We start from the raw sequence: 22,113 nt of genomic DNA on the forward strand, positions 1-22,113 counted from the left end.
TTTAAGCAGAAAAGGTTTCCCAAGCTTTGAGCGCTTCTGCAGCGTACATCAATGCAGGGCCACCGCCCATGTAGACGCACACGGCCAGCATCTCTTCAAGCTCTTGGCGTGTACAACCCAACTTCAATAGTGCTTTCACATGAAAGCCGATGCAGCCAGAGCAATGCTGCGTGATACCAATGGCCAAAGCAATCAATTCCTTGTGCTTGGTACTGACTTCACCTTCCGCCATGGCGCTGCGTGCCAATTGCCCAAAACCTTGCATGACATCGGGCTGAGATTGACGAAAAGGTGTGAGGCTTGCATTGATGTTTTGAATCAGCTCAGCATGCTCAAAGGTACTCATGAGATCAGTCTTTCTAGCAAGTCTTAGTCAAAGGATGGGGCAACTGGTTTTTCAACATGAAAGCCTGCTGCTTGCCATGCATCAAAACCACCCGCGATTGAACTTACATTTGAATAGCCCATTTCTTTCAATGACTGAGCACACAGTGCAGCCCTGCCACTGGTTTTGCAATACAGAGTGATTTTGAGATCGCGCGATTGATATTGCGGATTGGCTGCAAGCTTGAACTCCAACATGCCGCGTGACATGTGAATAGCACCAGGTAGATGGCCAGACTGAAACTCCTCAGCCTCACGAACGTCAATTAACACGTCATTTTGAGCAATCACAGCAGGCGCTTTGTCAATTGGAATTTCAAGAACCGTTTGTTTTGCGGCCAATACCAAGTCGTGAGGTGTTTTCATTTTTCACTTCGCTTTAATCAATTCAAGTGCTTTCAAATATACCCCCTTAGGTATTTGCGTGTCCAGCATTTTTGCGAATTAAATGTCTACAAAACTTAACGCAGATCAAAGAGGACTGATGACCGTCCTAGCAAGATGGACACATTGACATTGACATTGCTATTTCAAAACACTCTGAAGGAGAAAAAAATGAAATTGTTACACGACTTGTTTTTCACAGACTACGGCCTGATGAGCTTCATCGGCATCGTGTTCATGATGGGCATGGCGGTATTTTTTCTAAGGCTGTTTTTGTCAGGAACACCCCCCAAATCCTGATCACTTTTGCAATCAGGCAGTTTGAAGTGCTTGTTCGTTCTGGATGCGATACAGCCGTCCCGATTTGTCCAAGGGTTCTATCACTTGCTCGCGAACCAGACCACTCACTTCACGGCTGACGGTTTCTAATTTGAGGTCCATCATGGCACCCATGTCTTCACGAGAGAACATGCTGCTTTGGTTTGGCAAATCGTCATGGCGCATTTTCAGAATGAATTTTGAAACCCTTTGACGCGCAGTTCCAAAGTTCAAATCGGCCAACCAATCGTCTGCCCCTTTTAACGCTTGCTGCCATTTCTGCATCAATCGGTTGTGAAGTCTGGGTGACTGCGTGCTAAGTTTGTGCATCACGCCCAACGGAATTCGACAGACTTTGACATCATTGAGTGCCACGGCCTCTGAATCGTATTGCCCCGTGGCCAATGCCTCAATGCCCACCACATCACCCGCACGCAACACGCGAATGATGCGCTCTCTGCCATCGGCTGTGGAGCGAACCAACTTGACCATGCCTTGGCGCAGCGTGAACACGCCCAAGGCTTTGTCGCCTTCTGAATAAAGCAGCCCTCCAACCGGATAGGCCATGTCATCAATGGGCGCGTGAATGAGCCCAAAATCATCCTCATTCAAATCGGCAAACAAAACCAGATCGCGAATGCCGCATGAACGGCAATCGGAAGTACCTTTCCAAGCTGATTCAACATGAATGGGGATCATTTGATTTTCTCAATTCACAAGTCATGAATATAACCCTCGCAATGCCCTGGCGCACAGCACAAAGCCACTCAAGCACAAGAAGCCGTAGATAAAGGGGCGAAGCACAGCTGCTGAAATCCGCTTAGAAACCCAATGTCCAAGTCCAACGCCCAATAACGCAAACGGCATCAAGCTGGCCAGCGCAGTCCAGAGCGCTACTTCCGCCAAGCCACCTGTTGCGCCTACCATGCCAAGCGCGATGGAAGACAATCCAATGATGGTCATGGGCATGGTCGCGCGAATTAGAAACGGATCGGCCACGCGCTGCGACAACCACGACATGACCACAGGCCCTGCCGTCCCAAACATGGTTTCTACCAAGCCCATGGCAAATCCTGCAAAGTGCAAGCCAGATGAACTCACGCGAACAGCTGTTGCCGCGCCGCTCAAGCCTTTCCAACCGATAAAGATGACATAGCCGCCCAAGATCAACAAAAGCCACTCACCCTGAGTCCAGCGAATTAACCCAATGCCCGCCAAGGCACCGACCACCACCGAAGGCAGCAAAGGCGGCAACTCACGCCACATCACCTGCTTGAAATTCAGACCCGTGTGCAAAACAGCTGCAGGCACATCGATCAACAATACCAAGGGCACCACAAATGCCAGCGGCCAATGCCATGCCAACAAAGGCACAATGATCAATGCTGAACCGAAGCCAGCCGTGCCCAGAACAAAATAGCCTGCAAAAATCACGGCCACGGAATAGAGGCTGATGTCCATGACTTTAGCTTTAAGAAAATTTGCGTTGACGCTCAAGCATGCGCAATTGCGTGCAACACCGCATGCGCAATCACGCAAGACGCATCGACGGTCATGCTTTTGGAAGCGATGGCCTGAACCACTTGCTGCGGTGCCAGTAAATTGAACTCCGCCACTTCACCATCTTGGTTAACCGGCTGAACATCGGCAGGCACCACCAAGTTGTAGACCCACAATGTTTCGTGATGCCAACCCCTGGCCACCGAGCGGCAGGTGGTCACCTGGCCATTGGCAACAGCCGTCGAGGCTAGCGCCTCCGACAAACCAGCCTCTTCTGCCATTTCTCGAACACAGCACAGCTGCAAGGACTCGCCCACGGGCAAACCGCCTGCCGCAATGTTGTCAAGCATGCCGGGATCCGTTGGTTTGGTGAGAGAGCGCCGACCACACCACACAAAACCGTCTTCGGTGAATCCATTGACATGCACCGCATGGCTGCGCAAACCAAAGAACCGATAGGCTGCGCGCTCCATTTCGAATGCAGCTTGGTGTGCATTTGTTGGCTCGATACATTGGCCATTGAACATGATTTCTGAATCGGGCCAGAAACTGAATTTTTCATTGCGCCAGCCGGTCACATGTCCGAGGTCACGCAACTCAATCGCCAAACTTTGCAAAGCTGCGCTTCGAGTAGCATGCGTATGCTCTGGCGTATCCCACACCAAGCCATGCGGCACACTTGTCCAGTCTTTGCGAATGGACAGAATCACTTTGGCATGGGCCGGTGTGAGATAACCCGCAGGAGAATGTGCGCTGCCCAAATACCAAGGCATGGCATCCTCTGGCAAGGGCTGTTTGGCCTGCTGCAGACATTGCTGCAGCACCTGCCGATCAGCATCTCCCAAAGCTTGCAGAAATTTTTGAATGCAGCTTTTCATCAGTGCGCTTGATCCCAATTCAGGCCCACACCCACTTCAGCGAGCAATGGCACCTTGAGGACGGCTACATCCGCCATCCATTTCGGCACGGCCACTTTGAGCCATTCCACCTCGTCCTCTGGCACTTCAAACACCAATTCATCGTGCACTTGCATGATCACTTTGGTTTTGCGTTGCTCACGGTCTATGCCTTCTTGGACGGCGATCATGGACAGCTTGATTAAATCAGCAGCTGTGCCTTGCATGGGCGCATTGATGGCTGCGCGCTCGGCACCCGCACGCCTTGGACCGTTGGGCGAATTGATTTCAGGCAAATACAAGCGACGGCCAAACACCGTTTCAACGTAGCCTTGGGATTTGGCCTGCTCGCGCGTCTCGTCCATGTAGCGCTTTACGCCTGCAAAGCGCTGGAAGTAACGCTCGATGTAATTTTTGGCGGCACCGTTGTCGATGCCCAATGCTTTGGCCAAGCCAAATGCACTCATGCCGTAGATCAAACCGAAGTTAATGGTTTTGGCATAACGACGCTGTTCACTTGACACTTGGTCTGGCGTTAAACCGAATACTTCTGCTGCAGTGGCTTTGTGCACGTCCAAGCCTTGGTGGAACGCTCTCAGCAAGGCTTCATCGCCACTGAGGTGCGCCATGATGCGCAATTCAATTTGCGAGTAATCGGCACTGGCAATCAAGCTACCGGCGGGTGCCACAAAAGCTTCGCGTACTTTGCGGCCTTCGGCTGTACGAACGGGAATGTTTTGCAAGTTGGGATCGTTGCTAGACAAACGTCCTGTGACCGCAACGGCTTGCGCATAGTGCGTGTGGACCCTGCCCGTTCTAGGTAAGGCCATCTGCGCCAGCTTGTCGGTGTAAGTGCCTTTAAGTTTGGACAGACTGCGGTGTTCCAAGATGCGCGCTGGCAAGGGATAGTCCTCGGCCAATTTCTCCAGCACTTCTTCATCGGTACTGCGTGCACCTGTGGCGGTTTTTTTAATGACTGGCAAACCCAGCTTGTCAAAAAAGATTTCCCCCAGCTGTTTGGGGCTGCTCAAGTTGAAAGGCTGTCCAGCGATTTCGTAGGCTTCCGTTTCGAGCTGTACGATGCGCTGACCCAACGCTTGGCTTTGCGCCGCCAGCGTGGGGCCATCGATCAGCACACCATTGCGCTCAATGCGAAACAAAGCTTCGCTGGTGGCAATTTCAATGTCGTAGATGGCGCGTAATTTGGCGTCGGCTTGAATGCGAGGCCAGAGCACCCCATGCACTTCCAAGCACTGGTCTGAGTCTTCACAAGAATACTCAGAAGCTTTTTCCACATCGACTTGTGCAAATGAAATTTGGTGCGCGCCTTTGCCACACAAATCTTCATAGGTAATGCCCGTTCTACCGACGTGGCGTAGCGCCAAGCTACTCAGGCTGTGCGGTTTGTGAACCTCAAGCACATAACTTTGCAACATGGTGTCATGCGCATAGCCGCGAACTTCGATGCCCACATTGGCAAACACATGGCGGTCGTATTTGATGTGCTGACCTACTTTGAGTTTGAGTGGGTTTTCTAACCAAGGCTTGAGCTTGGCCAATACTTCGTCCGTCGGCAATTGCACTGGTGCATCGGGGCCGTCATGGCGCAAGGGCAAGTACGCAGCTTCGCCAGGCTTCACGCTCCAACTGATGCCCACCAATTCTGCACGCATGGCATCTAGGGACGTGGTTTCCGTGTCAATGGCCACCACCTCTGCAGCCTCTAACTTCAGGAGCCATGCGTTGAATTGATCCCAAGTCAAAATAGTTTCGTACTGTTTGTCACCCGTCACCGTGACCACGGGTTCGGGCTCTGCGAACAGATCGTCCTGCGGCACAAAGGCTGGCTTGGCAGGTTTGCCTGAGGAGGATTCAGGTGAGCCTGTACCTCGGCTTCTAACCAAACCTTTGAAACCAAATTTTTCGTAGAAGGCCAACAGGTTCGCTTCATCAGGCTGCCCCAAGCGAATGGTTTCAAGCGATGGCAATTCGGGTACGTAGCCGTTCAAATCGCAATCAGTGCGAATTTTCAGAAGCTGACGACCTGTCGGCAACCAATCGACGGCCTTGCGCAGGTTCTCACCCACCACGCCCTTAACTTCATCAGCATGCGCCATCAAGTTGTCTAAGGAGCCGTACTCCAGCAACAGCTTGGCCGCCGTTTTGGGGCCTACTTTTTGCACACCAGGGACGTTGTCCACGGTATCGCCCACCAAAATTTGGTAGTCCAGCATCAGACTGGCAGGGACACCAAACTCTTCTTGCACCCCAGCCAGGTCTCGGCGCTTGCCGTTCATGGTGTCGATGATGGTGATGTGCTCGTTGACCAACTGGGCCAAGTCTTTGTCACCGCTGGACACTATGACTTCGATGCCATGCGATGAACCCACAGCGGCCAAAGTACCAATCACGTCATCGGCTTCAACGCCCGGTACATCCAGCACTTTCCAACCCATCAAGCGAACCAATTCTTGGATGGGTTCAATTTGCGAGCGCAAATCGTCGGGCATGGGGCTGCGGTTTTGCTTGTACTCGGGGTAAATCTCGTCGCGAAAGGTGGGGCCCTTGGCATCGAACACACACACCGCATACTCGGCAGGGATGTCTTTGCGCAAACGCTCCATCATGTTGATCATGCCGCGAATGGCGCCGGTGGCAGGACTGGCAGGGTCGCCAGGAACTGCACGCAAATCGGGCATGGCATGGAAGGCACGGTACAGATAGCTGGAGCCATCGACCAACAGCAGGGTTTTCTTGTCGCTCATGCCCCAATTGTGCCTGTCCTCGGTGGGTTTTGCCGAGGCCTTGGGGGTCAAATTTGGGGTCAACAGCCCCTACAATCTGAGCATGCGTTTCGCAATGCCTTCGGGCCCCTGTTTCACCCTTTTGACCCACCCATAAGCCATGGCTGTTTTTACGCCCGTTACTGAAGAACAAGCCGCCGAGCTCATGTCCCAACTGGGGCTTGGCACACTGACCGAGTTAAGAGGCATTGAGGGTGGCATTGAAAACACCAATTACTTCGCCACCACCGACCTCGGTGACTACGTGCTCACGCTCTTCGAGCGCCTGAATCACGAACAGCTGCCGTTTTATTTGTTTCTGATGAAACATCTTGCCGAAAAAGGCATCCCGGTTCCCAATCCTGCAGCCAACCGCGATGGCGACATTTTGCATACCGTTTGCGACAAACCCGCCGCAGTGGTCAATCGCTTGGAAGGCAAAAGTCAGTTGGCGCCCGAAGCCATTCATTGCGCTGCCGTCGGCGACATGCTGGCCCGCATGCACTTGGCAGGCGAAGATTACAACCGCAGCCAACCCAACCTGCGAGGTTTGACTTGGTGGAATGAAACGGTGCCAGTGGTCTTGCCGTATTTGGACGAGGCTCAAGCTGGCTTGTTGCAAAGCGAGCTGGCCTACCAAAATCACATCGCGCAGAGCGCAGCCTACCAAGCTTTGCCCAAAGGCCCTGTGCACGCCGATCTGTTTCGCGACAACGTGATGTTTGACGGCGAGAAGCTCACCGGCTTTTTTGATTTCTATTTTGCGGGCGTAGACACTTGGCTGTTTGATTTGTCGGTGTGCCTGAACGATTGGTGCATCAACTTGCCCACCGGCGAGCATCATGCCGAGCGCGCACAAGCCATGTTGAATGCCTACCAAGCGGTGCGCCCTTTGCGGGCCGCAGAGCGACAGTTGCTTCCCGCCATGCTCCGCGCGGGTGCTCTGCGTTTCTGGATTTCTCGCCTCTGGGATTTCCATTTGCCCCGCGATGCCGCCATGCTCAAACCGCATGATCCCACCCATTTCGAACGGGTATTGCGTGCCCGTTTGGCATCACCGCTTAAGCTCTGGGCATGAAGCTTCACATCGTTCCAGCCAAACAAGGCTTGGCTTGGGTTCAACAAGGCATTCGCACTTTTTGGCGTCAGCCCTTGGCCTTCACGGGCTTGTTCTTTTTGTTCATGGCTTGGGTCTCTGTGCTGTCCATGATTCCGGTCATTGGCGCTGCCCTGGCCTTGGTCATCCTGCCAGCTGCCACATTGGGTCTGATGGTGGCCACCGAGCAAGCGGCTTCTGGCAAATTCCCCATGCCCATGGTGCTCATGATTGCCTTTCGCGCAGGTCAACAACGACTCAAGGCCATGCTCATTTTGGGACTGCTTTATGCAGCAAGCTTTTTAGCGGTGATGCTCATTTCGGCCATGGTCGATGGCGGTGGTTTTGCCAAGGTGTATTTGGCCAATTCACCCATCACACCCGAAGTTGTCAATGCTTCTGATTTTCAAATGGCCATGTGGTTGGCCACCGTGCTCTACATCCCTTTGTCCATGATGTTTTGGCACGCCCCTGCCCTGGTGCATTGGCACGGCGTTCCGCCGGTTAAAAGCATGTTCTTCAGTGCTGTTGCCTGCTGGCGCAATTTGGGTGCATTTGCCGTTTACCTGTTGGCATGGATTGTGGTTTTCGTGGCAGGTGCAACCGTCATCTTGATGGTGAGCAGTGCCTTAGGGGGCAACGATCTATCGGGCGCTGTCTTAATGCCTGGCGCTTTGCTCATGGCCGCCATGTTTTTCACATCGGTCTACTTCAGTGTCAAAGATTGCTTTGACCTGCCATCCCCCGGCAGCGAAACACAAGCCTAAAAAAAAGCCTGCATCAGCAGGCTTTTTTAATGCGAAGCATTCAATCAATGGTGGTGTCCATGCGCACCATGGACGTGACGGTGTTCAATCTCTTCTTGAATGGCCGCGCGCACGTCAATCACGTTCAATTGGAATCGCAGAGTTTGGCCAGCCCAAGGGTGATTGCCATCGAGCATGACCGTATCGCCTTTGATTTTGACGACATTGAAAATGGCTTCACGGCCATCAGGCGTGCGCCCGCGCAATTGACCGCCCACTTTCACGCCAGGTGGAAAATCTTTTTTGGGCATGGTTTGCAGCAGGCTTTCGTCGCGCTCACCAAATGAATCGGCCGCCGACAAAACCAAGGTGGTTTGGTAACCCTTTTCTTGGCCATCCAAAGCTTCTTCAATTTTGGGCAAGGTGTTTTCGTAGCCGCCATGCAAATAGGCCATAGGCTCTTCGGCGGCTTCTAACAATTTACCTTGTGCATCGGACACTTTGTATTTCAAGGTCACGACGGTGTCTTTTTCAATTTTCATGTTGTCTTCTTCCTAAAATTCAATTCATTCAACGGGCGTCAACTTGGCCACCGACAAGGCCAACCACTTGACCCCATGACGTGGGAAATTCACTTGGGCCCGCGCATCAGCGCCAGCACCCTCCACAGCCAACACTTTGCCTTCACCAAACTTGGTGTGAAACACTTTCATGTTGGCTTTGATGCCATGCGAAGGCTCTGATTTTTGCACAGGCACAGGCGGGCTTTTGTAAGTCTCGGCCGAGCCCAAACTGCTGTGGCCCCACGCAGGTTTAGCCTGGAAGGCCTGGGCAGGCGAAGCCCAGCCCCCACCCAAACCCGTTGCAAAGCCTGGATTCTTGGGCGTGATCCACTTCAAGCAGTCTTCTGGCAGTTCGTCCAAAAAGCGGCTTTTCAGGTTGTAGCGCGTTTGACCATGCAGCATGCGCGTTTGCGAATGACTAAGGTACAAGCGTTTGCGGGCACGTGTAATGGCCACGTACATCAGCCTTCGCTCTTCCTCCAAACCGTCGTAATCGTTCATCGAGTTTTCATGAGGGAACAAGCCCTCTTCCAAACCGCTGATGAACACCGCATCAAATTCCAGGCCCTTGCTGGCATGAACAGTCATGAGTTGGATGGCATCTTCGCCCGCTTGCGCTTGGTTGTCACCGGCTTCCAGCGCTGCATGCGTTAAGAAGGCCGCCAAGGGTGACATCACTTCGCCATCTTCCGCGTTGGGCGCCATGTCTTGGGCCGTGGCTTCGGCATCGCGGCCAAAGCCCTCTTGTGTCACAAAACTCTCTGCCGCATTGACCAACTCTTCCAAGTTTTCTACGCGGTCGGCACCTTCTTTTTCTGTCTTGTAATGCTCAATCAAGCCCGTTTTGTCCAACACCAATTCAATGATCTCTCGCAATGTCATGCCAGGCGTTTGCTCCCGCATCACATCGATCATGGCCACAAAACTGGCCAACTTGGCGCCCGCTTTGCCAGCGGTGGTACTGACCGCGTCGTGCAGGGAGCAGCCCAAGCCTTTGGCCGCATCTTGCAATTGCTCCACACTGCGCGCGCCAATGCCGCGCGGGGGGAAATTCACAATGCGCAAGAAGCTGGTGTCGTCGTTGGGATTTTCCAAAATGCGCAAATAGGCCAAGGCGTGCTTGATTTCGGCACGTTCAAAGAAGCGCAGACCGCCATAAACTTTGTAGGGCACACCCGCATTGAACAGCGCCGTTTCCATCACGCGACTTTGCGCATTGCTGCGGTACAAAACCGCCACTTCTTTGCGCGTGAAGCCATCGCCCTTGACCAGTTGCCTGATCTCATCAACCAACCACTGCGCTTCGGCAAAATCGCTGGTGGACTCGTACACCCGCACTGGCTCGCCGGCGCCTTGATCGGTGCGCAAGTTTTTGCCCAAGCGATTTTTGTTGTTGCCAATGAGCGCATTGGCTGAATCCAAAATATTGCTGTAGCTGCGATAGTTTTGTTCCAGCTTGATTTGATGCTGCACACCAAATTCACGCACAAAGTCGGCCATGTTGCCCACACGCGCACCGCGGAAAGCGTAAATGCTTTGGTCATCGTCACCCACTGCCAGCACCGCGCTGCCATGCTCTGCGGGCAAGCCTGCAATCATTTTGATCCAGGCGTATTGCAACTTGTTGGTGTCTTGAAACTCATCAATCAACACGTGTTTGAAGCGCGCGCGGTAATGCATGCGAATGGCTTCGTTGTCGCGCAGCAGCTCGTACGACCGCAGCATCAATTCGCCAAAATCCACCACACCTTCTCGCTGGCATTGGTCTTCGTAGAGTTGGTAGATCTCAACTTTGCGGCGGGTTTCATCGTCGCGCACATCCACGTCTTTGGGACGCAGTCCATCCTCTTTGCAGCCTGCAATGAACCACTGCAATTGCTTGGGCGGAAAACGTTCATCGTCGACGCCATGCTGTTTGCACAAACGTTTGATGGCCGACAACTGATCTTGCGTGTCCAAAATTTGGAAGGTTTGCGGCAAGTTGGCCATTTTGTAATGGGCCCGCAAAAACCGATTGCACAGGCCGTGGAAGGTGCCAATCCACATGCCCCGAACATTGACGGGCAGCATGGCCTGCAAGCGGAGCATCATCTCTTTGGCGGCCTTGTTGGTAAAGGTCACGGCCAAAATACCGCCCGAGCCTACCTGCGAGGTCTGCAACAACCAAGCGATTCGAGTGGTCAATACCCGGGTTTTGCCCGAACCGGCCCCCGCCAGAATGAGGGCCGACTCCGAAGGCAGGGTGACAGCCCGCAATTGCTCGGGGTTCAGGTTGTTCAACAGGGGCGTTTGGTCATACATCCCCCAATTGTAGAAACTCCTGAAGCCTTGTTGGCAAAAAGCAAAACAAAACGAGTAGAATCAGTCACCGGGCCCAAGATTCTTGCGCCCGGTTTTTTTTGTCCAAAAACGGGACAGACCAAACCGGCCAAGCCAAGCGCTCACTCGTTCTTTCAACGATCCTTTTGGAGCTTGGTTAAATGGAAATTTTTGATTACGACAATATCTTGTTGCTTCCTCGCAAATGCCGCGTGGAAAGCCGTTCAGAGTGCGACGCTGGTGTAGAGCTGGGTGGCCGCAAATTCCGTCTGCCGGTGGTACCGGCCAACATGAAGACGGTGGTGAACGAAGAGATTTGCGCATGGATGGCGCAAAACGGTTACTTTTATGTCATGCACCGCTTCGACTTGGACAATGTCAAATTTGTCCGCCACATGCATGCCAAAGGTCTTTACGCGTCCATCTCTTTGGGCGTCAAAGCACCCGATTACGACACCGTGAACCAACTGGTGGCCGAGGGCCTCACCCCCGAGTACATCACCATCGACATTGCACACGGCCATGCCGACAGCGTGCAAAAGATGATTCACACCCTGAAAGAAAAGCTGCCCAAGTCTTTCATCATTGCTGGCAACGTGGGCACGCCCGAAGCCATCATTGATTTGGAAAACTGGGGTGCAGATGCCACCAAAGTGGGTATTGGCCCTGGCAAGGTTTGCATTACCAAGCTCAAAACAGGTTTTGGCACCGGCGGCTGGCAACTTTCTGCCCTTAAATGGTGTGCTCGTGTGGCCACCAAGCCCATCATTGCCGACGGTGGCATCCGTGAGCACGGCGACATTGCCAAGAGCATTCGTTTTGGCGCCACCATGATCATGATTGGTTCGATGTTGGCAGGTCACGAAGAGTCGCCTGGCGCCACCGTGGAAGTGGACGGCAAGCTGTACAAAGAGTACTACGGCTCGGCTTCCGACTTCAACAAGGGCGAGTACAAGCACGTGGAAGGCAAGCGCATTTTGGAGCCGATCAAGGGCAAGCTGGCCAACACCCTGATCGAAATGGAACAAGACACCCAAAGTTCCATCAGCTACTCAGGCGGCACCAAGCTCATGGACATTCGCAAAGTGAATTACGTGATTTTGGGCGGCGACAACGCAGGTGAACACCTGCTGATGTAATCCATCAAGTCTCAGCAGCTCGTTTGAACTGCACTTCGCAGTTCAAACCGCTGTTGGCACCTGGCATGGGCTCGTTGGTGAGTTTGATTTCACCGTTCAAGGATTGCACAATGCCCAAGCAAATAGACAGCCCCAAGCCACTGCCGTGGCGCGTATCTCCCGCCGAAAACGGTTGAAACAAGCGCGCTTGCAGGTCGACCGACAACCCGGGGCCTTCGTCTCGTAAGTTCAAAATGACACGCCCATCCAAACTGGCAATGCTCAGTTTCAAACGGCCTTGTAAAGGGCTGTGACGGATGGCGTTGTCAAGCACATTGCGCGTGAGTTCGCGCAGCATCCAATCGGGAGCCTGCACCTTGCTAGGTTCGGTACTGATTTCAAAATCCAAATTTCGCTCGGCCATCAAAGGGGCCAACTCTAAGGCCACTTCCCGCGCCACCACCGCAAAATCGGTGATGACAGTTTGAGAGGATGCCGACAATTGCTCTACCTTGGCCAAAGCCAACATTTGATTGACCAGCTGCGTGGCGCGGTCAATGGTCAAGCCAATGTCGTGCAGGGCTTGTTCGCTGTTCAAATCGCCCCGCTGCGCCGATTGCACTTGCAACTTCAAAACCGTCAAGGGTGTTCTGAGTTGATGCGCGGCATCTCGCACAAAACCTTTTTGTTGCGCCAACAGCGATTGCAGTTTTTGCATCACATGGTTGGTGGCTTGAATCAGCGGTTGAATCTCTTGTGGCGCATCTGCAAAAGACAAAGGCGCCAAGTCGTGCTCAGATCGATTTTCCAAATGCTCCGACAATTCTCGAACCGGTTGCGTGGCCCTTTGCACCACCGCGACCACCACCAACGCAATGATGGCCAACAACAAAGCTTGTCGCCACAAGGTTCCGACCAACAATTCGCGAGCTAATGATTGGCGCAGTTCCAGAGTTTCCGCCACTTGAATGACCGCCATCGCGCGGCCTTTGTCACTCACCACGGGTTGTAGCAAGGTCGCCACACGCACATCTTCGTTTTGATAACGGTCGTTGTAAAAATCAACCAAGGCAGCATAGGCCGGCTTGGCAGGGATTTGCCCCTTCCATGAGGGCATATCGGCAAAGCCAGAAACGATGGTCCCATTCAAATGCGAGACCTTGTAATACAGCCGACTTTGATTGTCTGCTTCAAAGGCTTCTGTGGCGGCATAGGGTACGAGGGCCCTGATTTTGGCGGCTTCATCGTAGCCCTCAACATCCAATTGCTCGCTGATGGTCTTGGCTGAGGCCAGCAAACTTCTGTCGTAGGCGACATCCGAGGCGTTCAAGGCTTCTTCGTACAAACTCCATGCGTTCAAACCCACCAACAAAAGCACAGGCATCAAAATGCCCACCAGCAATTGCTGTCGCATTGAAATTTTGTTGACAGAAAACATGTTCAGTTGGCCGCTTTCAGCAAATAGCCCAAGCCGCGCAAGGTGACCAAACTGATGCCCGTGTCTGCCAACTTTTTACGCAAGCGATAAGCCACCACTTCAATGGCTTCAAATTGCACATCCAACTCATCGGGAAATACAGCGCTGAACAAACGTTCCTTGGCGACCGCCTGGCCTGCATGGGCCATGAGCGCATGCAACATGGCCACTTCTCTAGGGGTCAACTCCATGGCCTGTTGGTGAAAGTAGGCCACCCCGTTCAAAGTATCCAAAGAAATGGCCCCCATCTGAAGGGTGGTTAGCCCACTTCGTCCTGGCACCCCTTCTCGATCTGAAGCCGAGACAGACTGTTGGACACTTTTGGCGCGTCGGTACAGCGCATTCAAGCGCGCTTCCAATTCGTCCAAGTCAAACGGCTTGGCCATGTAATCGTCAGCGCCAGAGTTCAAACCCAATACTCTGTCGCCCACAGTGGCACGCGCTGTGAGCACCAGCACTGGCGTGGTGAATCCCTGTTGGCGAATTTGAGAAACCACAGTCAAGCCATCGCCATCTGGCAAGGTCAAATCCAGCAAGGCCACATCGGGCCGAAGAGATTGCCAAAGGTTCAAGGCTTGGGCTGCTGTGGATGCCGACGTGACCTGCAAACCACGCCGCGACAAACTGCGGACCAGGTTTTCTTGCAAATAAGGGTCGTCTTCGACCAACAGCAAACGCATGTATCAGTACTTTCCCTAGGATTTTGGACAGCCAATTGACAGTTTAAAAGAACATCATTGGTCATCGATTTTGCACTCAAAAGGAGACACCATGCGCCGCGATCAGTTCATCAAATCAGTTTTAGCATTGGCAGCAGGCTCTAGCTTCGCATTGCCTTCAATGGCAGCCGCCAACATCAAAATGATGATTCCCGCCAATCCAGGCGGTGGCTGGGACACCACAGGCCGCGCCTTGGGCAAAGCCTTGCAAGACGCAGGCGTGGCCAGCTCTGTCACTTATGAAAACAAAGGCGGTGCAGCCGGCATCATTGGCTTGGCGCAATACGCCAATGCCACCAAAGGCGATGGCAGCTCCCTCATGGTGATGGGCGCTGTGATGTTGGGCGGCATCATCACAGGCAAGCCGCCTGTTAGCTTGGACAAAGTCACTCCCATTGCCCGTTTGACCAGCGAGTACAACGTGTTTGTGGTGCCCGCCAATTCCCCCCTCAAAACCATGAAAGATGTGGTTGAGCAAATGAAGAAAGACCCAGGCAGCGTCAAGTGGGGCGGCGGTTCACGTGGCTCCACAGAGCACATCGCAGCGGCCATGTTGGCACGCGAAGTGGGCGTGGATGCAGCCAAAATCAACTATGTGCCTTTCCGTGGCGGCGGTGAAGCGGTTGCAGCCATCTTGGGCGGCAATGTCACTGTGGGCGGCAGCGGTTACAGCGAGTTCCAACAGTACATTGAAACTGGCAAGATGCGCGCCATTGCGGTCACATCACCCAAGCGCCTCAAAGGCATCAACATCCCCACCATGATTGAGCAGGGTTACAACATTGACATCGGCAACTGGCGCGGCGTCTATGCACCTGCTGGCCTCACAGCCGCTCAGCGTAAAGATTTAACCGACATGGTTTTGAAAGCCACCAAATCAAAATCTTGGGCTGAATCACTCGAGAAAAACAACTGGACACCCGCATGGATGCCCAACCCCGAGTTTGATGATTTTGTGGACCGTGAATTTGCAAGCTTGCGCGCCACCATGGTCAAGTCAGGCATGATCTAAAACAACATTCGTTGTGACGGGTGACAGTTCAACGAATGAATGTGTCACCTCAATCTGGGTCCCACGGGACCCAGACTTTTTTGAAAGGCCAACAGCCATGTCCGAACAAACTGCTTCTCCAAATTCTTCACAATCCCCTACTCAAATTGGCATTGCACTTTTGGGTTTGGCGCTTTCCTTCCTCATGATGTGGGGTGCTAACGGCATTTCCTCCGAAGCGGGTTACGCAGGTGTGGGCCCCAACTTTTTGCCGTGGGTGGTGGCCATTTTTTTAGCCGCCTGTTCCGCTTGGTTACTGTGGGAAGCACTCACCGGCGGTTATCGCCACATGCCTGAAGCCTCCGGCGCTGAAAGTGCCGATTGGCATGCATTTGCCTGGGTTTCAGCAGGCGTCTTGGCCAACGCAGCTTTGATCAATGTGGCTGGCTTTGTGCTCAGTTGTGCGCTGTGTTTTGTCTTGGCTGTGCGCGGTCTGCGCGTCTCACAAGGCGAGGCAGCCGGCAATCTGTCACAAACCCTCAAAGACTGTGTCTTGGGTTTCCTAATTGCCGCGCCAGTTTTCTGGCTCTTCACTTTGTTTTTGTCCATCAACTTACCCAATTTAACGGGCACGCCTTGGCTCTAAACCCAGAAAGCACATCATGTTAGACACTTGGAATCATTTGCTCTCGGGATTTGCCACAGCGGGTACCCCCATCAACTTAATGTGGGCCTTTGTGGGGTGCGCCTTGGGCACGGCCATTGGCGTCTTGCCAGGCCTTGGCCCAGCGGTGACAGTGGCCATGCTTTTGCCCATCACGGCACAAGTTGAACCCACCGCCTCCATGATTTTCTTCGCCGGAATTTATTACGGCGCCATGTACGGCGGCTCCACCACGTCCATCTTGCTCAACACCCCCGGCGAAACCGGCACCATGGTGACGGCATTGGAAGGTTTCAAAATGGCCAAAAATGGTCGCGCTGGATCGGCCTTGGCCACAGCGGCCATTGGCTCCTTTGTGGCCGGCACATTGGCCACCATTTTGGTCACTTTGTTTGCGCCGGTGGTGGCGGAGTTTGCCGTCAAATTAGGTCCACCCGAATATTTCTGCATGATGTTGTTGGCCTTCATCACCGTCAGTGCTGTGTTGGGACAAAGCACCGTTCGCGGACTTACGGCTTTGTTCATCGGATTGGCCCTGGGCCTCATCGGCATGGACCAAATTTCTGGTCAAGTTCGTTACACAGCTGGCATTCCCGAATTCATGGATGGCATTGAAACCGTGCTGATTGCCGTCGGCTTGTTTGCGGTGTCCGAAGTTTTGTACAACGCCATGTACGAAGGCAAAAGCAGCACCGACATGAACCGACTCACGCGCGCACAAATGACGCCCTCAGAATGGCGCAGATCTTGGCCTGCTTGGTTGCGCGGCACTGCCATTGGCTTTCCTTTTGGCACCATTCCAGCCGGCGGTTCAGAAATTCCAACCTTCTTGAGTTATGCCACTGAAAAGAAGCTGTCTAAACACCAAGAAGAATTTGGCACAACAGGCGCCATTGAAGGTGTGGCCGGCCCCGAGGCTGCCAACAACGCAGCCGTCACAGCCACCTTGGTGCCCCTGCTGACCTTGGGAATCCCAACGTCAGTGACTGCGGCTATTTTGCTATCTGCGTTACAAAACTATGGCATTCAAGCCGGCCCCCAACTGTTCCAAACATCGTCAGGCTTGGTCTGGGCCTTGATTGCGTCCCTCTACATTGGTAACGTGATGCTGTTGGTCTTGAACTTGCCGCTGGTGGGACTCTGGGTCAAACTGTTGAAGATTCCCAAACCGCAGTTGTATGCTGGCATTTTGATCTTTGCTACGGTAGGTGTGTATGGCATGCGTCAAAGCAGTTTTGACCTGTTCATCATGTACGGCTTTGGGCTGTTGGGCACGCTGATGCGCCGCTACGACTTTCCGGTTGCACCGGTCATTGTGGGCATGATTTTGGGCCCCCTGGCCGAAGCTCAAATGCGCAACGCCCTCTCGATTGGTGAGGGACATTGGTCAGTCTTCTGGGACCGTCCAATGTCATTCTCACTGTTGGCTGTTGTGGTGATCTGTTTGGTCTTGCCACCTGCGTGGACAGCCATTCAGAAAAGACGCAACGCGACTTAAGCGATCATGAAGACAGCTGAATCAGCTGCTTCATCAAGGCACTCAGTCGAGTGCCTTTTTTTGTGAGGTCTGTCACGATGCTGAAGTGATTCAAGCCTGCCAAGTCCTCACATACCGGCACAGTTTTAGGACCCCAGGTTTGATGAATCAAACGGTTGTGTCGCAAAAACTCGGCACTCTCGTCACCGCCTGCCACGGTGTACAGCACGCCTTTCTTAGGGCGTGGCCACAGGGCTGGACTGGCCATTTGAGCATGCTGGGCGGTGAGCTTCAAAGAATCTTGCAAAAAGGGGGTTTTGCGAAGTGGCGTCAGGTCGTACAAACCTGAAATAGACAATGCTTTTTGAATCCAATGCTCAGGGATGCTTTTGTCCACCTGCTTCCAATTGCAAGCAAGCAACATGGCCGCCAAATGCCCCCCAGCAGAATGACCTGCCACTACAACGTGATGTGGATTGCCACCGTGTTTGGCAATGTTGTGCCAAGTCCAAGCCAAGGCTTTGACCATTTGTTGCGCGATATCGGGAATGGTGACCGGTGCCTCTGGCGTGCCTGGGCACAGCGCGTAGTTCACCACCACGACACATGCGCCCATGGCGTGCAATGGCGGCGCGACAAACGAGTGATCGGCTTTGTCTAGGCTGCGCCAATAGCCACCGTGAATGAACACCACTACAGGCGCGTTAGCTTGCTTGGCTGGAAAGATGTCGAGCCTTTCATTGGGACCATCGCCATATGCAATGTCCAATGTGCATTGGAGCGAGGCACGCGCATCGTATGAGGTCTGAGCCCAATTCGCGAAGTGTGCAGCATGGTCTGGCACCAGCGCACGGTTGTTGTACATGCTGTCATACCAAGCGGCTGTTGGGGTACTCATGAGATTCCTGGTTTAAATTTTCATTTCCATGCGCACTTGGACATTTTGCCAATTGCGCGTGTTGGTATTGGCTGTCTCAGAGAAGCCACTGCCGATGTAGGTGGTGCCCGTCAAATAATCGCGAGGCGTCAAGTTACTGATCGTGACACGCAGGGCTGTGGCCGGATTGAATTTCCAGAGGCCATACACATCGACCACACGTTTAGAGCCTTGATAAACCCATTGCTCTTGCGTGCGACGGGTGGTGTAGTCAGGGTTGATGTTGATGTTGCCGCCCACGGTCAGAGGGAAGGCTCGAATGCGGTAGTCACCACCCAAATTGGCGGTCATCTTAGGTTGCTGGTCCAAACGGTTGTTGGGTCCTAAAACATCCAACACACGGGAGTTAAAGAAACTCAAATTGCTTCGAATGTCCACAGGGGGCACAGCTGTCCACACTTGATCCAAGCGAAACTTGGCTTCTAACTCAATGCCCTGTGTGATGGCATCTCCCACGTTTTGCGGACTGGACACAAAGCGTCTCTGTCCGGGCGCCCAAACCGTGTCGTAGCGCTCGCTGGTGACATATCGAATCAGGTCGCTGATGTTGCGTCTGAACACGTTGGCACTCAAGACACCACCATCGGCCAAATAGCGCTCGACGGCCACATCAATGCCTGTTGCCAGCTCGGGCTTCAGGCCAGGATTGCCAATGCGGTCTGGTCGTGTGGGGCTGTTGGTCTCGCGAGACAAAGCCGTGCGCGCCACCAAATTGAACAAGGTGGGCGTTTTGTAACTGCGCGTGAGACTCATGCGAACCTGATCGCGACTTTCGGGCACAGGCTTCCAAACTGCATGCAACAAGGGCGTTAGCACGCCACTCTTGTTGCGTTTTTCCCCCTCTTCATTCACACCTTCAGTCAAGATGCTTTCGTAGCGCAGACCTGCATGTGCGCTCCAATTAGGGTTGATTGACCATTCGTCCTGCGTATAGAGGGCCCAGCGCTGGGTGCGTGCGCGCATGTTGCCTGCATCGTCAGCAACTTCAGCCACAGCATCCTCGCTTCGACGCACACCTTCCAATTCAACACCACTCACAAATTGGTGGCCGTTGCTCAAAACTTGCGTCAATTTGCCATTCCAAGACTGCGACAGATCTTTGAAACTTTGCGACTCTTGGAGGGTGTTGAGCAAGCCCGTTGAACCCAATTCAAATTGATTGAATTGAGATTTGAAATGCGACTCACCCAATCCAAATTTGAATTCAAAACGCGTGTCTGCAGAAAAGCGCTGATTCCATTGACCGTTTAAACGGGTCATCACAAATCGGTTGTTGGTGGTGGTGTTGGCACTGTCGAAGGCAACAGCTTGTGCGATGCCACCCATTGATTTGTTTTCTGACAAATCAACATGGCCCCGACTGTTGAACTCCGAATAAACCATGAAAGGCATCAGCACCAGCGTCTTGCCTTGTTCGCCACGCCACATCAAACGCGCATTGGCATTCAGACTTTGTCGTTGTCCTAAGCTTTCTGTATTGCGCTCTCGGTGAGAAGACCATGCAGGCATTCTGCCCAAGGCGTCGACATCGGTGTCAGTCAGGGTGGTGTTCTCTTCGGGACGCCAATTGTTGAGGGCCGATACCGTGAAAGTGCCATTCAGGGCTTCTGATTTGATGTTGTGAACCCAGTTCAAACCTTCAGAGCGATGTCCGTTTTCAAAACCCGCACCCACTTTCAAATCATCCGGATTGGCACGCAACCCTTCGCGCAACACGATGTTGATGGTGCCCGCAATGGCGCGCGCACCTGTTTCGGCAGTTGGTGCACGAAGGATCTCAACTTTTTCAATCATCTCGGGCGTGAGCGAGTCAATTGAAAAGCCGGGCGGAACCCGCTGACCATCCATCAAAATTTGGGTATAGCCACCGCCCAAACCCCGCATGCGAATGGCGCCGCCGCGTCCAGGGGCACCTTGAATGGTGACGCCCGGTAAGCGTTTAAGTACCTCGCCCAAAGTGCCATCGCCTTGCTTGTCGAGCTCCTCGCGCCCAATCACAATCTTGGCCGCAGTCGATTGACGGCGCTCTTCGGTATCGTTGTCGCGGTTGCTTTTGATCTCAACGCGGCCCATGTCTTGGACAGGCGTGTTGGGTGGGGGCGTTTGCTGCGCCCAGCCCCAAGAAGACGTTAAAGAAACGAGGGCCAGGACGGCAGGTTGTTTGAAATTCATCCCCCCATTTTGACAGGGGAATGTAAAGGATTTATTTCGGGAAAACCTCACCCAAGGCTTGTGGGCTGAATTGCGCGACTAGATGACGAGATTACTCGCCAGACTTGAACAAAGCAGCAACTTTGCGCTTGGGTTTGATGTTGGCAGACAAGCCGGGGCGTGCTGCCACTGATTTGGGTGTGGCTTCCCAAGAGGCAGGGCCACTTTGCGCCAAAGCAGGCTCTTGCGCCTCATAGGGCTTTTCAAAGAACGGGTCTCTGGAAACCTGAGCGGGACGGAAGCTGCTACGGCGATCGCCCTCTTCTTCACGACGACGCTCGAACCCGCGTTCTGGGTGGCGCTCATCTCGGCGCTCGCCACGACCTTCGGGTCGGCGCTCATCACGGCGGCCTTCACCGAAGTGGTTGCGAGAACCCTCATTTTCCAAGGGGTAGGTTTCAACTTCCAACTTGTTCTTGATCAGCTTCTCGATGTCGGCCACCAAACGCATGTCGGACGGCGACACCAAGGTGACGGCCAAACCGGATGCACCTGCACGGCCCGTACGGCCAATGCGGTGGACGTAATCTTCTGCATTGAACGGCACATCAAAGTTGAACACAGCGGGCACATCTTTGATGTCCAAACCACGCGCAGCCACATCTGTACAGACCAATAAATCAACTTCGCCTTTTTTGAAAGCCTCGAGGGCTTTCAATCGCTCGTCCTGTGATTTGTCACCGTGCAATGCAGCGGTTTTGAGACCCTCACGTTCGAGTGATCGCGCCAAGCGACCACAACCCAATTTGCTGTTCACAAAAATGAAGGCTTGCTTGATGCCGCGCTGATTCAAAACTGCTTTAACGACACGACGTTTGTCATCGTCTTGGGCTGCGTAAAAACGCTGCTCGACGGTCGATGCTGTTTCGTTGGGACGGGCGACCTCAATGGTGATGGGGTCCTGCAGGTAGCTGCCGGCCAAGCGCTTGATTTCGGGCGAGAACGTGGCCGAGAACAGCAGCGTGGTGCGCTGCTTGGGCAAGAAACTCAAGATGCGTTGCAGGTCTGGCAAGAAGCCGATGTCGAGCATACGGTCGGCTTCATCGAGCACCACATATTCAACTTGATTGAGCACCGCGTTTTTGGCTTCGATGTGATCGAGCAATCGGCCTGGTGTGGCCACCAAAATCTCAACGCCTTTTTTAAGCTCAAGGGTTTGGGGCTTCATGTCCATGCCACCGAACACCACAGCGCTGCGCATCTGTGTGTACTTGGCGTACATCTTGATTTGCTGCGCCACCTGATCGGCCAATTCGCGCGTGGGCAAAAGCACCAAGGCGCGCACAGGATGACGTGCGGGTGAGGTGGATGTGTTTTCGTGCTTGAGCAAACGCTGGAGCAGCGGCAGCGAAAAAGCAGCGGTTTTACCGGTACCTGTTTGCGCAGCGCCCATCACGTCTTTCCCGGTCAAAACCACAGGAATGGCCTGGGCTTGAATGGGGGTCATGGATTCGTAGCCCATTTCGGCTACGGCACGTGCCAGCGGTTCAGCCAGCGATAGATTTGAAAAAGATGCGGTCATTAACCCGC

The 22,113-nt window shown here is 53.5% G+C and carries 20 protein-coding genes; 7 read left to right on the forward strand and 13 right to left on the reverse strand.

From position 1 onward, the window contains the following. Nucleotide 1: 1 nt before the first annotated feature. Nucleotides 2-346, reverse strand: a complete 345-nt coding sequence (locus B9Z46_RS03420) for a carboxymuconolactone decarboxylase family protein (RefSeq protein WP_055360187.1) — start codon at nt 344-346, stop codon at nt 2-4. Nucleotides 347-369: 23 nt separating this feature from the next. Beyond that, nucleotides 370-750: a rhodanese-like domain-containing protein gene (locus tag B9Z46_RS03425; RefSeq protein ID WP_108254527.1), complete on the reverse strand. Its 381-nt coding sequence runs from the start codon at nt 748-750 to the stop codon at nt 370-372. A gap of 189 nt (nt 751-939) precedes the next feature. On the opposite strand from B9Z46_RS03425, the gene B9Z46_RS03430 reads away from it, so the two are divergent. Further along, on the forward strand, nt 940-1,068 hold the full coding sequence (locus tag B9Z46_RS03430) for a DUF3149 domain-containing protein (RefSeq protein ID WP_082466735.1): 129 nt from the start codon (nt 940-942) through the stop codon (nt 1,066-1,068). Nucleotides 1,069-1,080: 12 nt separating this feature from the next. On the opposite strand, the gene B9Z46_RS03435 is transcribed toward B9Z46_RS03430, so the two are convergent. From B9Z46_RS03435 to polA, 4 genes are read right to left on the reverse strand one after another with little or no spacing between them, the layout of a single operon-like run. After that, complete coding sequence (locus B9Z46_RS03435; protein ID WP_055360185.1) at nt 1,081-1,785, reverse strand: Crp/Fnr family transcriptional regulator; 705 nt, start codon at nt 1,783-1,785, stop codon at nt 1,081-1,083. Nucleotides 1,786-1,806: 21 nt separating this feature from the next. Further along, a complete protein-coding gene (locus B9Z46_RS03440; protein ID WP_108254528.1) occupies nt 1,807-2,547 on the reverse strand; it encodes a sulfite exporter TauE/SafE family protein in 741 nt (246 codons plus the stop codon). Between the two features lie 32 nt (nt 2,548-2,579). After that, complete coding sequence (locus B9Z46_RS03445; protein ID WP_055360183.1) at nt 2,580-3,464, reverse strand: NUDIX hydrolase family protein; 885 nt, start codon at nt 3,462-3,464, stop codon at nt 2,580-2,582. After that, nucleotides 3,464-6,247: a DNA polymerase I gene (polA, locus tag B9Z46_RS03450; RefSeq protein ID WP_108254529.1), complete on the reverse strand. Its 2,784-nt coding sequence runs from the start codon at nt 6,245-6,247 to the stop codon at nt 3,464-3,466. The genes B9Z46_RS03445 and polA overlap by 1 nt, the downstream gene beginning before the upstream one ends. A gap of 139 nt (nt 6,248-6,386) precedes the next feature. On the opposite strand from polA, the gene B9Z46_RS03455 reads away from it, so the two are divergent. Continuing rightward, a complete protein-coding gene (locus tag B9Z46_RS03455; RefSeq protein ID WP_108254530.1) occupies nt 6,387-7,343 on the forward strand; it encodes a homoserine kinase in 957 nt (318 codons plus the stop codon). Next, nucleotides 7,340-8,128 (forward strand): BPSS1780 family membrane protein, encoded by a 789-nt coding sequence (locus B9Z46_RS03460; protein WP_055360180.1) that lies wholly within the window; start codon nt 7,340-7,342, stop codon nt 8,126-8,128. The genes B9Z46_RS03455 and B9Z46_RS03460 overlap by 4 nt, the downstream gene beginning before the upstream one ends. 44 nt (nt 8,129-8,172) lie before the next feature. On the opposite strand, the gene B9Z46_RS03465 is transcribed toward B9Z46_RS03460, so the two are convergent. Continuing rightward, nucleotides 8,173-8,649 carry a peptidylprolyl isomerase gene (locus B9Z46_RS03465; RefSeq protein ID WP_055360179.1) on the reverse strand — a complete coding sequence of 159 codons (477 nt, stop codon included), beginning with the start codon at nt 8,647-8,649 and terminating at the stop codon, nt 8,173-8,175. Nucleotides 8,650-8,673: 24 nt separating this feature from the next. Further along, nucleotides 8,674-10,971 carry a UvrD-helicase domain-containing protein gene (locus tag B9Z46_RS03470; protein WP_055360178.1) on the reverse strand — a complete coding sequence of 766 codons (2,298 nt, stop codon included), beginning with the start codon at nt 10,969-10,971 and terminating at the stop codon, nt 8,674-8,676. 179 nt (nt 10,972-11,150) lie between these two features. Here B9Z46_RS03470 and B9Z46_RS03475 point away from each other — a divergent pair, with 179 nt between their 5' ends. After that, complete coding sequence (locus B9Z46_RS03475; protein ID WP_108254531.1) at nt 11,151-12,128, forward strand: GMP reductase; 978 nt, start codon at nt 11,151-11,153, stop codon at nt 12,126-12,128. Between the two features lie 4 nt (nt 12,129-12,132). Here B9Z46_RS03475 and B9Z46_RS03480 read toward each other — a convergent pair whose 3' ends face one another. Together B9Z46_RS03480 and B9Z46_RS03485 are read right to left on the reverse strand one after the other, a co-directional pair. After that, complete coding sequence (locus B9Z46_RS03480) at nt 12,133-13,545, reverse strand: sensor histidine kinase (protein WP_108254532.1); 1,413 nt, start codon at nt 13,543-13,545, stop codon at nt 12,133-12,135. A gap of 2 nt (nt 13,546-13,547) precedes the next feature. Further along, complete coding sequence (locus tag B9Z46_RS03485; RefSeq protein ID WP_108254533.1) at nt 13,548-14,264, reverse strand: response regulator transcription factor; 717 nt, start codon at nt 14,262-14,264, stop codon at nt 13,548-13,550. 91 nt (nt 14,265-14,355) lie between these two features. On the opposite strand from B9Z46_RS03485, the gene B9Z46_RS03490 reads away from it, so the two are divergent. The 3 genes from B9Z46_RS03490 to B9Z46_RS03500 all read left to right on the forward strand — a co-directional run bounded on the left by B9Z46_RS03490 (nt 14,356) and on the right by B9Z46_RS03500 (nt 17,456). Further along, on the forward strand, nt 14,356-15,315 hold the full coding sequence (locus B9Z46_RS03490) for a tripartite tricarboxylate transporter substrate binding protein (protein WP_108254534.1): 960 nt from the start codon (nt 14,356-14,358) through the stop codon (nt 15,313-15,315). Between the two features lie 97 nt (nt 15,316-15,412). Continuing rightward, nucleotides 15,413-15,940 (forward strand): tripartite tricarboxylate transporter TctB family protein, encoded by a 528-nt coding sequence (locus B9Z46_RS03495; RefSeq protein ID WP_108254535.1) that lies wholly within the window; start codon nt 15,413-15,415, stop codon nt 15,938-15,940. A 16-nt stretch (nt 15,941-15,956) separates the two neighbouring features. Then, nucleotides 15,957-17,456, forward strand: a complete 1,500-nt coding sequence (locus B9Z46_RS03500; RefSeq protein ID WP_108254536.1) for a tripartite tricarboxylate transporter permease — start codon at nt 15,957-15,959, stop codon at nt 17,454-17,456. 4 nt (nt 17,457-17,460) lie between these two features. On the opposite strand, the gene B9Z46_RS03505 is transcribed toward B9Z46_RS03500, so the two are convergent. The 3 genes from B9Z46_RS03505 to B9Z46_RS03515 all read right to left on the reverse strand — a co-directional run bounded on the left by B9Z46_RS03505 (nt 17,461) and on the right by B9Z46_RS03515 (nt 22,105). Further along, the gene (locus B9Z46_RS03505; RefSeq protein ID WP_108254537.1) at nt 17,461-18,333 is read right to left on the reverse strand and encodes an alpha/beta hydrolase; all 873 of its coding nucleotides are present in this window, start codon (nt 18,331-18,333) and stop codon (nt 17,461-17,463) included. 12 nt (nt 18,334-18,345) lie between these two features. After that, entirely contained in the window at nt 18,346-20,544 is a 2,199-nt protein-coding gene (locus B9Z46_RS03510; RefSeq protein WP_108254538.1) for a TonB-dependent siderophore receptor, read from the reverse strand. Between the two features lie 91 nt (nt 20,545-20,635). After that, nucleotides 20,636-22,105, reverse strand: coding sequence for a DEAD/DEAH box helicase (locus B9Z46_RS03515; RefSeq protein WP_108254539.1), 1,470 nt, complete (start codon nt 22,103-22,105; stop codon nt 20,636-20,638). Between the last annotated feature and the right edge of the window lie 8 nt (nt 22,106-22,113).

Origin of the sequence: Limnohabitans sp. Hippo4 (genome assembly GCF_003063605.1) — a bacterium.
In the GTDB taxonomy this organism is placed as follows: domain Bacteria; phylum Pseudomonadota; class Gammaproteobacteria; order Burkholderiales; family Burkholderiaceae_C; genus Limnohabitans_A.

What these genes read in the sequence shown, in the direction of transcription:
- B9Z46_RS03420 (WP_055360187.1), bottom strand. Translation starts at nt 346, where the DNA reads ATGAGTACCTTTGAGCATGCTGAGCTGATTCAAAACATCAATGCAAGC.
- B9Z46_RS03425 (WP_108254527.1), bottom strand. Translation starts at nt 750, where the DNA reads ATGAAAACACCTCACGACTTGGTATTGGCCGCAAAACAAACGGTTCTT.
- B9Z46_RS03430 (WP_082466735.1), top strand. Translation starts at nt 940, where the DNA reads ATGAAATTGTTACACGACTTGTTTTTCACAGACTACGGCCTGATGAGC.
- B9Z46_RS03435 (WP_055360185.1), bottom strand. Translation starts at nt 1,785, where the DNA reads ATGATCCCCATTCATGTTGAATCAGCTTGGAAAGGTACTTCCGATTGC.
- B9Z46_RS03440 (WP_108254528.1), bottom strand. Translation starts at nt 2,547, where the DNA reads ATGGACATCAGCCTCTATTCCGTGGCCGTGATTTTTGCAGGCTATTTT.
- B9Z46_RS03445 (WP_055360183.1), bottom strand. Translation starts at nt 3,464, where the DNA reads ATGAAAAGCTGCATTCAAAAATTTCTGCAAGCTTTGGGAGATGCTGAT.
- polA (WP_108254529.1), bottom strand. Translation starts at nt 6,247, where the DNA reads ATGAGCGACAAGAAAACCCTGCTGTTGGTCGATGGCTCCAGCTATCTG.
- B9Z46_RS03455 (WP_108254530.1), top strand. Translation starts at nt 6,387, where the DNA reads ATGGCTGTTTTTACGCCCGTTACTGAAGAACAAGCCGCCGAGCTCATG.
- B9Z46_RS03460 (WP_055360180.1), top strand. Translation starts at nt 7,340, where the DNA reads ATGAAGCTTCACATCGTTCCAGCCAAACAAGGCTTGGCTTGGGTTCAA.
- B9Z46_RS03465 (WP_055360179.1), bottom strand. Translation starts at nt 8,649, where the DNA reads ATGAAAATTGAAAAAGACACCGTCGTGACCTTGAAATACAAAGTGTCC.
- B9Z46_RS03470 (WP_055360178.1), bottom strand. Translation starts at nt 10,971, where the DNA reads ATGTATGACCAAACGCCCCTGTTGAACAACCTGAACCCCGAGCAATTG.
- B9Z46_RS03475 (WP_108254531.1), top strand. Translation starts at nt 11,151, where the DNA reads ATGGAAATTTTTGATTACGACAATATCTTGTTGCTTCCTCGCAAATGC.
- B9Z46_RS03480 (WP_108254532.1), bottom strand. Translation starts at nt 13,545, where the DNA reads ATGTTTTCTGTCAACAAAATTTCAATGCGACAGCAATTGCTGGTGGGC.
- B9Z46_RS03485 (WP_108254533.1), bottom strand. Translation starts at nt 14,264, where the DNA reads ATGCGTTTGCTGTTGGTCGAAGACGACCCTTATTTGCAAGAAAACCTG.
- B9Z46_RS03490 (WP_108254534.1), top strand. Translation starts at nt 14,356, where the DNA reads ATGCGCCGCGATCAGTTCATCAAATCAGTTTTAGCATTGGCAGCAGGC.
- B9Z46_RS03495 (WP_108254535.1), top strand. Translation starts at nt 15,413, where the DNA reads ATGTCCGAACAAACTGCTTCTCCAAATTCTTCACAATCCCCTACTCAA.
- B9Z46_RS03500 (WP_108254536.1), top strand. Translation starts at nt 15,957, where the DNA reads ATGTTAGACACTTGGAATCATTTGCTCTCGGGATTTGCCACAGCGGGT.
- B9Z46_RS03505 (WP_108254537.1), bottom strand. Translation starts at nt 18,333, where the DNA reads ATGAGTACCCCAACAGCCGCTTGGTATGACAGCATGTACAACAACCGT.
- B9Z46_RS03510 (WP_108254538.1), bottom strand. Translation starts at nt 20,544, where the DNA reads ATGAATTTCAAACAACCTGCCGTCCTGGCCCTCGTTTCTTTAACGTCT.
- B9Z46_RS03515 (WP_108254539.1), bottom strand. Translation starts at nt 22,105, where the DNA reads ATGACCGCATCTTTTTCAAATCTATCGCTGGCTGAACCGCTGGCACGT.